The organism is Tumidithrix helvetica PCC 7403 (genome assembly GCF_965232925.1).
In the GTDB taxonomy this organism is placed as follows: domain Bacteria; phylum Cyanobacteriota; class Cyanobacteriia; order Pseudanabaenales; family Pseudanabaenaceae; genus Tumidithrix; species Tumidithrix helvetica.
This window is the reverse complement of sequence record NZ_CBDDRA010000004.1, coordinates 247,691-259,185: the sequence shown is the minus strand read 5'-3', so window position 1 is coordinate 259,185 and position 11,495 is coordinate 247,691. Positions and strand designations below refer to the sequence as shown.

Annotated in this window: 10 protein-coding genes and 1 tRNA gene; 3 read left to right on the top strand and 8 right to left on the bottom strand. The window is 46.6% G+C overall.

Translation table 11 applies throughout. The features are described 5' to 3' along the window. Positions 1–89 precede the first annotated feature (89 nt). The 6 genes from ACP2WE_RS06035 to ACP2WE_RS06010 form a co-directional block, all read right to left on the bottom strand. A complete protein-coding gene (locus ACP2WE_RS06035) occupies positions 90–281 on the bottom strand; it encodes a hypothetical protein (protein WP_425214684.1) in 192 nt (63 codons plus the stop codon). Positions 282–285: 4 nt separating this feature from the next. Then, positions 286–1,809 carry an autotransporter outer membrane beta-barrel domain-containing protein gene (locus ACP2WE_RS06030; RefSeq protein ID WP_425214683.1) on the bottom strand — a complete coding sequence of 508 codons (1,524 nt, stop codon included), beginning with the start codon at positions 1,807–1,809 and terminating at the stop codon, positions 286–288. Between the two features lie 266 nt (positions 1,810–2,075). Further along, positions 2,076–3,356, bottom strand: coding sequence for a glycoside hydrolase family 19 protein (locus tag ACP2WE_RS06025; RefSeq protein ID WP_425214682.1), 1,281 nt, complete (start codon positions 3,354–3,356; stop codon positions 2,076–2,078). Between the two features lie 400 nt (positions 3,357–3,756). Beyond that, a complete protein-coding gene (locus tag ACP2WE_RS06020; RefSeq protein WP_425214681.1) occupies positions 3,757–4,020 on the bottom strand; it encodes a hypothetical protein in 264 nt (87 codons plus the stop codon). 106 nt (positions 4,021–4,126) lie between these two features. Further along, complete coding sequence (gene ebsA, locus ACP2WE_RS06015) at positions 4,127–4,519, bottom strand: type IV pilus biogenesis protein EbsA (protein ID WP_425214680.1); 393 nt, start codon at positions 4,517–4,519, stop codon at positions 4,127–4,129. 129 nt (positions 4,520–4,648) lie between these two features. Continuing rightward, the gene (locus ACP2WE_RS06010; protein ID WP_425214679.1) at positions 4,649–5,986 is read right to left on the bottom strand and encodes an ABC transporter substrate-binding protein; all 1,338 of its coding nucleotides are present in this window, start codon (positions 5,984–5,986) and stop codon (positions 4,649–4,651) included. 197 nt (positions 5,987–6,183) lie between these two features. Between ACP2WE_RS06010 and ACP2WE_RS06005 the strand changes: the two genes are divergently transcribed. The 3 genes from ACP2WE_RS06005 (at position 6,184) to ACP2WE_RS05995 (ending at position 9,771) form a co-directional block, all read left to right on the top strand. Next, complete coding sequence (locus tag ACP2WE_RS06005; protein WP_425214678.1) at positions 6,184–7,023, top strand: ribonuclease III family protein; 840 nt, start codon at positions 6,184–6,186, stop codon at positions 7,021–7,023. A gap of 242 nt (positions 7,024–7,265) precedes the next feature. Continuing rightward, positions 7,266–8,858, top strand: a complete 1,593-nt coding sequence (locus ACP2WE_RS06000) for a cellulose synthase family protein (protein WP_425214677.1) — start codon at positions 7,266–7,268, stop codon at positions 8,856–8,858. 4 nt (positions 8,859–8,862) lie between these two features. Next, positions 8,863–9,771: a glycosyltransferase family 2 protein gene (locus ACP2WE_RS05995; protein ID WP_425214676.1), complete on the top strand. Its 909-nt coding sequence runs from the start codon at positions 8,863–8,865 to the stop codon at positions 9,769–9,771. A 312-nt stretch (positions 9,772–10,083) separates the two neighbouring features. On the opposite strand, the gene ACP2WE_RS05990 is transcribed toward ACP2WE_RS05995, so the two are convergent. Both ACP2WE_RS05990 and ACP2WE_RS05985 read right to left on the bottom strand, forming a co-directional pair. Further along, positions 10,084–10,156 (bottom strand) — tRNA-Ala (locus ACP2WE_RS05990). A gap of 109 nt (positions 10,157–10,265) precedes the next feature. Then, positions 10,266–11,447 (bottom strand): pyridoxal phosphate-dependent aminotransferase, encoded by a 1,182-nt coding sequence (locus ACP2WE_RS05985; RefSeq protein ID WP_425214675.1) that lies wholly within the window; start codon positions 11,445–11,447, stop codon positions 10,266–10,268. Positions 11,448–11,495: the final 48 nt, after the last annotated feature.

The window sequence follows — 11,495 nt, the reverse complement described above, 5'->3', positions numbered from 1 at the left end:
AACTTAGGGAAAAGGTAGACCAACTTCTAGCAGAATTAACTCCCCAAGTTATAGCATCGATTACTGGATATCCTTTCATTTTGGAAGCCCTATCTGTTGCCAATATAATTTAAATTGGTATTAATATCATTCACAGCCGTCAGAATAACACTGCCAGTATTCCCTCCATTTGTAGCGATCGTGATATAGCCGTCCCCCGTATCAATTCCGCCCGTTATACTCGTCAGCTTCACTGTATTCCCAATACCCGTATTCGAGCCCGCAAAAATACTTCGCGTCACAATGTCACCAAATGCAGTTAGCGTTACCGCACCCGCAGTCCCTCCATTTGCACCCGCATAAACATGTCGTTCTGTTGTAAGCGATCAGCGTGATATCACCCGCTTTGCCAAGCGTTGAACTAGAATAAATACTACCAGTGACTATTTCGTTTTTGGCTGTGACATTAATGAAGCCAGCGCGGTTATTACTTCCACTGTATATCTGGTTAATGTTGACATTTGTACCAGAAATATCGATATTGCGTCCACCCGTATAAATATAACCATTCAAAAAGACTGTACCAAAGCCATCTCCATCAGAGTCTGCTTGAATCGTGATTGTGCCCGTTGAGTCAACAAAGTTAGCGCTGGTATTGATCGTGACATTATTTGATGCAGAAAAGACAAGGTTGCCATTTATTTTCTCTAAATCAGAGATGTCGAAGGTGTTATCATTTCCGTCATCTAGCCCAATGTAATAATCGTCTGGGTCGAGCAGTAATGTGCCAAGTTTTCCATTTGCTGCCCCAGTGTCAACTTGACCTGCAAACGCTAGTTGATGTTTACTAGAGACCTCAACAAATCCACCATCTCCCGATTGACTGCCCCCTTTGGTGCTAATGTTGCCTTCAAAAATCGTCTTCTGGTCTGACCAAAGCACTACCTTCCCACCAGTGCCCTGGGTCAGTGCATCGGCAAGAATGACTGTATTCTTATCCACTACAGTATTTTGAGCATTGACGATGCCTTTCACTAGTCCTTTGCCTTGATAGTCACCACCAATTAGGACAGTACCGCCGCCATTTGTGCCCGATGCATCAATGTTTGCACCCAAGAGACTGACTTGTTTGCCTAGTAGTGCGATCTCTTTTGCGACAAACTTACCGCTTGCTTCCAAACTACCCGTCATGCCGCCAGAGATCCCAATTTTTTTCCCAAAAATTGACGATCGCACACTGTCAGTATATTTATCCGCAAAGTTTATCGTGGTACTACCTATGGTCTTGATTTCTCCTTGATTGAAAACACTTGCGGCGTTAAAGAGAATTGAGTTTGCTTGAATTTTAGCGTTGAGGTTGATTTCGGCAGCAGTGATATTGACATCACCTTTGCTGCTGATATTTCCAGCAATGTCAACTTCATCATCGGCAGTGATGCTGAGTGTTTGGTTGAGGCTTTGGCGATCTAGAATGAGCTTGTCATGTCCGAGTCCGCCCTCAAAGTTGATACCCGTGACGAGATCTCTTGTCGCTCCTGCTAGGGCTTGGGTAAAATGTTCTGAATGGAAATTGCTAGAAAATAGAAGCCCGTCCAGATTGAGTTCGTAATAGCCTTGAGTGTCGATCGCTTCGTGGAGAATATTATCTCTGCTGTCTCCTTGGATCGAAAGTATTCCAGTTAAGGGGTCGAAGCGAACAGGAGTGTTGAGATTGAAGGATGTGTCTGGGTGGAGAAGTTCGGGATTTGAGTCAGCCCCTAATGGAATTGATGGAGAGGCTGTGTAGGAGTCTTGACCCAAAATAGATTTTTGAAAAGCTAAGACTGGCAAGGGGTTGCGAGCGGATTGAGGGGTTGAAATGGAATCTTGGAATTCAAAAGTTAATGGGGGGGGTAGAGTGAGGCTGTGCCTTGGCTGTGGGTTTGGCTATTGCTTAAAGGTGAGAGAGTATTGAAATCGAAGGGGTCTGAAGTTGCGAACGCTTGGGGCACTAGTCCGTCAATACTTCCCTCTAGATACATAAATCTTAGCTTTGTAAGGTTTTACCTTAGCAGCTTAACATAAATAAACTATTTATCAAAGCCATTTCGGACAGGTTAAATTCCAAAAACCTGTTTGGCGAGATCGAGGTAATCTTGGCGATCTTCTAGGCCGTTATAGCCGCCATTTACCAGTCTTGTAATCGTCATGATGTCGTCGTTATCTGCATCGCCATTGAGTTCCATTTTGCGCCAAAACCAACCTGCACTGCGACAAGCCAGATCGAAATCTCCTAGCCTTTGAGGATTGCTGACTAGATCGATACCTAGGGCTTTGCCACATTCTGCATAATTGGCTCTGCCTGTAACTTGAATTAATCCTCTACCCTTAAAGCGAACGCCATCGCCAGGATTGACATTGCCCAGATCGCCTCTTCCTTCATAGTCAGCCCCAGAGGCATATTCCTCATTGGTATTGTACGCATCGCTCTCGTGGGCGGTTTGAGCAATAAAGTGGGCAATGCGAAGAGGGGTATTAATCGCATATTCCACCATGGTGGAATTGAGATGGGGTAGAAGTTTGGCGAGGCGTGCAGGATCGGAATAGGGTGCGATCGCGGTCAGTTGCGTCTGAGTGATGAGAGCTTTCGGTGGAGGTGTAACTACTGCTGGGGAACCTACTGTTGGGGACGTTGCGAAAAGCCCAGCATAGGGAGCTTGATTGACAGGTCGCGATGGAAGTTTATTGAGAGTTCTAATCAGGTTATCCACCAACACATCTGTGGGATTTGGATCGTTTTGCAGATTGTTGACCAAGTTTTTGAGGCGCTCCCCTGCTTGCCGCCGCAGACTTAGCAGGTCTGTACCTTGAAACAAGCCCTCATAGGGTTTACGCAGGATCGGACGCAGGGGCAAGTTACTCATAGCCCTGATTAAATCGTCGATCGCCGTGTCATTTGGAATATAGCTTTTACTGGTGATACTAGAAATCGATGCGCCTAAACTCGCGGCGGCTTGCTTTCTCCATGCATCAACACTTGCAGGTGGGAACAACCCTGCATAGGGTGGGCGACCTGTAGGTCTTGTCGGTAGATTTTTGGTTGCTCGCACTAAATTATCGATCGCACCATCAAAAGAACTTGTATCTAGATTTTGAATTTTGGGAACTAGGGTCTGAACGATGGAAGCAGCACGATTTCTCCAAGAGAAAATATCAGCGCTAGGGAACAGCCCTGCATAGGGCTGGCGACCTTCGGGTCTTGCAGGAAGCTTATTTAAAACTCTGAGCAGGTCATCAACCAAGCCATCTTGCGCAGTAGGTGCGTTACCCTGAATTTTAGGGATCAGAGAGGCTAAACTTTTCGCTGCTTGTTCTCGCCATATCTCAACTTGCCCCATTTGAATAACCTTCCTGATTTGTTGCCAAACCTAACCTCAGTCAGTAAAGATTTCCATATTCATTGTATTCAAGCTGCGATCGCACGGACAAGGTGTTCTCATCGAAAAGATTCGCTGTGCTATACGCCCCGTTATTGCATTCACATAGCCAAAGAATGGCGATCGTTTACTCTAACTAGGATTAAGTTGCCTAACATAAATTTCCCCAAGGCTTACGGGAACTTTACCTTTTCGTTAGATGTCTTTTACGGTACGAACAAAAGTAGCTAAACTAGCTTTCGGTTCTACGTACATTGTCGAAGCACATTGTCGAGACAAAAACTTGCCAAATTCTACTTAAAAATCTGGCGACTTGTTTTTTTAACTGCGAGAATGAAGGTAAAAATTCTCACAATCAAAATTAATGAAATTCACTGGACTCAACTAACTCAATGGGCACGAAGCTTTCTTGAGGCAAAAGAATCAGTTGCGAGTACACAAGTTTACCGCTCATGTCGGTTCGATTGACAGCTACACCCAAAGGGCGAGGTAGCTGGGTAGCATAGGAATCAACATAAAATCTGTAAACCTGCTTTGCAGCCCGTAAGATCACAGGATCGACGTTTTTTGCAATAGTATCCTGTTGACGGTCGGGGTATTCGACGCGTTTGGCAGCATATGACACAGTAATATTTCCTCACACTTGCGGTTCATCTAGCCAGCAGTTTTGCTTAAACAAAAGGCTTAAACCAAGCAGATTTAAGCGCGATTATTAAGGTCAGGATTATACACTAATTGCCATCAAAACTAGCAAGTTTTATTCTGAACAATTTACTATAAAAAATCTGGGGAAAATCAGCCGTGCCGCGATCGCGAATGCTTGCAACTACCTCGATGAGATAGCTCACAAATTCAGAGTTGTCCATGGTGATTTCATAGCTCATTTCAGCATCACCCTCAAACATGACACGACACAGGGTTAAGTCTGACGGCAGATTAGAAACCCGCCAAGTTGCTAAGAATGAGATGGGGGGACTGCCTTCAATTTGCCGTTCTCCTGGTAGTTCTCCCTGCTTATATAGAGAAATGGCATAGGGTAAAGCCTGTCTTTTATTGGGCTCCCTATAGTAGGGCATATAGATTGAAACTTCTTGCGGTGGAGCCTGTTTTAGTTCGATCGCCATATTTTTCTAGCTTTTACCTAGTTTTTACAATCAAGGTTATTTTAAAGATTTGGTGGATTTTATCAGCAAAAGTTAAGGTGCTTTTCGTCCACCAAATCATGCTTGCCATCGGAAATAACTCGGGAATAACTATGGTGAAACCTTGTCGATCACAGCAATTTTGCCGTCAGGTTTAACTTCCCAGACATCATAGCTGCCTTTGACATCACCCAATTCGTCTAGATCGACATTGCCACTTGCACCTTGATAGTCAATATCTGTGCCAGCCTTAGCTAGTTTTAGGGCTTCGCAGACGTCGGTTACTTCTTTGCCGGGTGGGTTGGCAATTTCACGCAATTTGCTCTTAATGCCATCGCCTGTGCCGTCTTTTGCTGCCTCGGCAGCGATCGCTACCAGAGCCGCCGCATCATAGGAATGGGGAACGTAAGCGCCGATTTCTTGACTAGTTTTTTCTTTATAGCGCTTAGTAAACTCGTCTAAAGATTTGCCATCAGCACCCGGAACTGTACCCAGTGCGCCCGCCAAAATCAACTTGCCATCAGGGGAGTTGCCCACCAGTTTGGGGAAGTCTTCGGTTTTGACGCCATCGGTCAGCAGAATCTTAACGTTATTCGTCAAGCCTAGCTCGTAAGCCGCTTTGAGCACAGAGCCACCTGTCTCAGGATAAAGCACGGCTGCCACGGCATCGGGTTTACCACCAAAGGCTCCCTTAGCTTCTGCTTCAAAAGTTGTGGCTTGAGGGTCGTAGCGGGTAGGTTTGGCTTTATTGATCACTTCACCACCGAGTTTTTCAAAGGCTGTGACAAAAGCTTTCTCAAAACCAACACCGTAGTCGTTGTTGATTACAAGAGTTGCCACGCGTTTTGCGCCGCGTTTGTAAGCCAGATTTGCTAGGGCTGAGGCTTGATAGGTATCTGGTGGGGCAGTGCGATTCCAGTAGCCTTTAAATTCACCTTTTTTAGCGCGTTCGGTAAATACGGGGCTAGTGCTGCCTGGTGAAATCATCACGACTTTATTCGGTACGGCGATCGCGAGAGCTGCCGTAGACACGCTACTGGCAAAAGCCCCGACCACAGCACCAACTTTGTCTACCTTAACCAATTTATTCATCGCTTCCACGCCAGCGGAGGGTTGGGTGCGATCGTCTTCTTTAAAAGCTTTAATCGGCTTGCCCAAAACGCCACCACAGGCATTTACAGTTTCGATCAGAAAATCAATCGATCTCACCATGGGCGCACCAATCGAAGACAGATCGCCTGTGGCGGGCAACAGCACACCCATTCTTAACTCATCTTTGACGCCTCCACCACCTGTGGTTGCGGTTGTATTCGTGTCAGTACTGGTTGTAGGAGTGCTTGCAGTAGGCGATTGAGGAGGTGTTGTGGTAGGCTGACAGGCTACGATCCAAATACTGGTGGCTACAGCCATAATGCCAAAAAGTAGCAACGAGATCAGACGTTTGGGCATAGTTTCAAGTTTGTTAAGCTTTACAAGGAACAGCATCCTCGCTACATGCAAAGGATAGTTTATTGCAGTAATTCTACTTGGTTTTGACTCAATCGCAGAGCCTGTGCGAATGGGTTTTCTCCATCCTCATCTTGGTTTGTGCTATACAGGTTTTGGGTGTAGCTTGCCCATTGTCTTAGATCCGTTTTGTTATAGCCATGGTTTCGATCGCTCCCAGCAGGCAGAGAGAATTATCTAAGTTACTCAACCGTTTGGGGATTCATACCCTAGAACGGGTAAATTGGCGTTTGCTAGATCAAGCCTTGGTGCATCCCAGTTTTTCCACCACTTATAACAACGATCGGTTGGAATTTATGGGGGATACGATTTTGCGCCTTGCCGTTACCATGTTTTTACACGAAAACTATGGGGATAGCTCTGTAGGACAGTTGGCTGCTTTTCGATCGCATCTTGTCAGCGATAGTACCCTCGCCGCGATCGCGCAAAGCTACGACCTCGACCAATTTATGGTGATGACCGGTTCGGCGCGCGCCGATCTCAAGGCGGTGCGATCGCGTTTGGCTGATGGGTTAGAAGCTTTACTAGCTGCGCTTTACCTCAGTACAAACGATTTGAGCCTCGTGCGTCCTTGGCTCGATGCCCACCTCCAACATACAATTCAGGCTTTATCTGCAATTCCTGCTATGGGTAATTACAAAGTTGCCTTACAAGAGCTAACCCAAGGGAAGTGGAAAGTTTTGCCTGAGTATCGCACGGTCTCTATGTCTGCGGATGTCGGTGGCTCTTCAGATGTCATTGGCACAACAGATGTAGCGGCTCTCAATCCTCCAGATTCTCTATCTCAAAATATATCTAATCCCAATCCCACTAAAGCTTTAGGGAGAGGAACTGCTAAGGCAGAAATTTTTTCGACTGAGGTGTGGTTGCAAGGAAAATGTTGGGGTAAAGGGCAAGGCTCAAGCATTAAAGCGTCGCAACAAGCGGCAGCGGCGGTTGCCTTACAAGCGATTACAGAGCATCTCGAGCAAAATCTATAGTTTCAGTTTTGATTTTGTGGGAAATTTCATTCTTAGGCGAGGCGAAAATAAAATCGACAGTAGTTATATTTGCTTAAATCTGAGATGGGAATCATAATTCTTTAGTAAAGATAAAATAGCTGTCGTAAAGTACTACAAGCTACTTTGTCAGTTTTGCTGATTGGTTTTAAATCAGTGCCTTGTGTGGTAAGGAGTCTAGGGTCATTCTAATACTATTAACAATACTCACCGTCCTAAACGGTGTGGCAGCCGGTTGGTTGCTGCTGTACGGAGTTAATGCTTATTGGCTTACTGCGGTTCGCAATCAGCGAAATGTCGCGCAGAGGCTATTGGAAGCTTCGATGAAAAACTCTGCCGCCTATGCGCCAGAGAGAGATAAAGAGTTAGTTGCAACGGCTCTGGGACGGTTGAGGTGGAATAAGCCCCAAATTTTGCCAGCTTTTCAAGGCGATCTTCATATTCCAGAAGCCCACGAACAACGCGATCTGCCGATTGTGACTGTGCAGTTGCCAATTTTTAACGAGCGCTATGTCGCCCGTCGTCTGATCGATGCGATTTGTTTGCTAGATTATCCGCGCGATCGCTTGTACATCCAAGTACTAGATGACTCTACCGATGACACGCAAACCCTCTTGCAAGAGACCGTAAAGGAATATCAAAATCAGGGGATTTGGGTCGAATACATTCATCGTACCAATCGGTCAGGGTTTAAAGCAGGTGCTTTACAAGCTGCTATGCCCCTAGTTCAGGGAGACTATATTGCTATTTTTGATGCTGATTTTGTGCCATCCCCTGATTGGCTCAGGCGCACAATTGTGCATTACTGCGAACATCCCAACGAACGGATTGCCGTGGTGCAGACGCGTTGGGGTCATTTGAACTCCGAATATTCTTTACTGACCAAGCTACAATCGGCTGGGATTGATGGTCACTTTGCGATCGAGCAGCAGGCGCGCTGCCAAAATGGCTACTTTCTCAACTTTAATGGTACCGCAGGTATCTGGAGCAAACAGGCGATTCTCGACAGTGGCGGGTGGCACGCCGATACCCTCGCCGAAGATATGGATTTAAGCTATCGCGCTCAACTCAAAGGTTGGCGAGTTGTCTATGACAATGATATTGTTGCGCCTGCGGAACTACCCGTGGCAATGGCAGCATTTAAATTGCAGCAGTTTCGTTGGGCTAAGGGTAGTATTCAATGTGCCAAAAAGCTCCTAGTTCCGATTTGGAGCAGCGAGCATAGCCTTGCGATTAAATTTCAGTCAACCCTTCATCTCACGGGCTATTCAGTCCATCCATTGATGTTGTTGTTGATTTTGATCTCCGTACCTCTCATGCTCATTACTCCCCATGAGCTACAAAACCTCCGCAGTTTGATCGATGTGTTTTGGGCGACCTTTATGTTGCCAGCCACCTTTGGTCCTCCCTACCTATACTTTGTGGCACAGCGACAACTCTATCCTGCAACTTGGCGACGACGGTTTGGTCGAATTTTGCTCTTAGCCATCTTGGGTACTGGCATATCATGGAGTAATACGAGAGCTGTGTTTGCAGGGTTGTTTAATACGGGTGCAAATTTTCGTCGTACTCCTAAATTTGACATCAAGTACCGCAGCGATCGCTGGGATAACAAAGCCTACAAGGTTCCCCTCGATACTTCAGTGGCGATCGAACTCAGTCTCTGTGCCTATAGCTTTTTAGCAGTAGTCATTTCGGCGAGTCATGGTTTCTATATCACCCTGCCGTTTATGGTGCTGTACACCCTGAGCTATGGCTATGTGGGCGGCTTAACCCTCTGGCAAACATGGCAACAAAATCACCAAATCAAACGCTAAATTCATGTGGTCAATTGTCATCCCAACCTACAATCGCTTACCGATCTTACAAAAATGCCTGACGGCAATGGAGCAACAACAATTCGATCGCCCCTATGAGATTTTGGTGGTGGATGACGGCTCTACGGACGACACCGTAAATTTTTTGCAAACCCATCCGACGCAGTTTCCCCATGTCAGGCTGTTGAAGCAGGATCATGGTGGGGCAGCGGCAGCACGCAATGCTGGTATTGATGCAGCTGAGGGAGATACGATCGTCTTTATTGATAGCGATCTGGTGGTCACATCTCAGTTTTTGTCTGCTCACGCCAAGGCTTTGGCGGGGCAAGAGCGGGCTTTTACCTATGGGCGTGTCATTAACACCTGTAATTTTGACGAACCGACCTCTGAGCCCTTAAAAGTGACGGATTTGTCAGCAGCCTATTTTGCCACGGGAAATGTGGCGATCGCGCGGCATTGGCTGATCGAGGCAGGCAAGTTTGATACTAGCTTCCGTCAATATGGCTGGGAGGATTTAGAACTGGGTGTGAGACTCAAGAAGTTGGGTCTCAAAATTATTCAATGTCCTGATGCCGTGGGCTATCACTGGCATCCTCCCTTTAGTCTGGCGCAGCTTCCTCACTTGATTGATGTGGAGCAACAACGCGGGCGGATGGGCGTGGTGTTTTATCAAAAGCATCCCACTTGGGAAGTACGCATGATGATTCAAATGACTTGGATTCATCGCCTGTTGTGGGGTCTGTTGTCATTGGGCGGCTTGGTGAACGAGCGATCGCTTAAACCACTCTTACAATGGCTGATCGATCGCGGCAAACCACAGTTAGCTTTAGAAGTCGCTCGAATTTTTCTCAACTGGTACAACGTTTTAGGCGTTTACGCTGCCTATCGCGATTCCTTATCCCAAAATAGTTAACGACTACTTGATGGTTTCCATTGTAACGTTTCCGCCTTTCACTGCTTGAATCCGCAAGTCATGTCCGTAAAGCGCCAATTCAAAGATGAAATGCAACGGGGTCTGATGCAGACAATTTAATCGCACACTTCTTCTTTTATGCCATCCAGGATGACAGGAGAATTTGGTTCTAATTCTTGAAACTCTTTCTGGAAAAGGATTTTTATACCAAGTTCTCTTGAAATTGCGACAGATCGGGTTTTGTGTTCCGCGCGGAGCGCGGTCTTTTCAAAAAGTGATGCAACGCATCTTTTTGAAAATGGTATTAGATAATGGAGAATAGGAGACTCGAACCCCTGACCTCTGCGGTGCGATCGCAGCACTCTACCAACTGAGCTAATTCCCCATGAGAGACATCTACAAATAGCAGTTAGCTGATCTAAGGTAGCATTTGTTGCAAAAACTTGCCACCTTAGACTGAAAGCCAGTATTTAAAACCTAAAAAGCCAAAATTTCTAAAGCTTAAACTTCTGTAGGTTGGCGATCGCGGCTTCTAGCGTGCTGTCCTTCTTGGCAAAACAGAAACGCAACCCATTCACCTGTTCCCGTTGGGGATTGCTAAAGCAATTTCCTGGTACGGCGGCAACACCAGCTTCTTTGGCTAGACGATAGGCAGCTTGGTTGGCAGTTTCAGCCAGAGCCGAGCTATCTGTCCAAATGTAATATGCGCCTTTGGGGAGCACGGGATTTAAGCCAATTTGCTGCAAAGCGGGATAGAGCAGATCGCGTTTGCGTTTGTAGTCAGCGGCAAGTTGTGCGAAGTAATCTTTGCCAAACTGCATGGCAGTCAGGGCAGCATATTGAAACGGTGTCGGAGCGCAAATCGTAATAAAGTCATGAATGCGCCGCATTGCTGCCGTAAGCGTGGGGTTTGCCACGGTGTAGCCCAAGCGCCAGCCAGTGATGCAAAAGGTTTTAGAAAAGCCATTCACGACAATCGTGCGATCGCGCATGCCTTCAAGACTCAACATACTAATATGTTCGCCTTCGTAGAGAATGTATTCGTAGATTTCGTCAGTGATGGCATAGACGTTGTAACGCTGACAAAACTCGGCGATTAACTGCAACTCTGCCTTTGTCCAGACTTTACCCGTTGGATTAGCAGGGGTATTGATAATGACTGCTTTCAGCCCTTTTTGGAAGATTGGCTCCAGCATCTCAGCGGTGATTTCCCATTGGGGCGGTTGCAGGGTGAGAAATTCGGGAATGCCTCCGACCGTGGCAAGGTTGGGAATGTAGTTTTCGTAAAAGGGTTCGAAGATCAAGACGCGATCGCCTGGGTCGATCAAGGTCATTAGGGCAATATTTAACCCTTCCGTAGCACCGCAGCAAATCGTGACTTCGGTCTCGGGATCTACTGGAACGCCATTGTCCTGTTGCATTTTGGCAGCAATGGCAACCCGTAAGGGTTCTAAGCCCCATGTGTCGGCATATTGGTTGCGATCGGCTGCGATCGCAGCTTGGGCGGCAGCTTTTAAATCTTGGGGAGCGGCAAAGTCTGGTAGACCCTGGGCGAGATTGATTGCGCCAAATTTGACACAATAGCGAGAGGCTTCGCGAATCTGTGATTCTTTGGTGTTTAATGCTCTCTGTGATAAGGGGAAATGCAAAGATGGAAAGGAACCTGTAGCAGTCAAAATCTTATTCTCGTACTTTGTGGGATTGCGTATGGTTCTAGTTTAGCG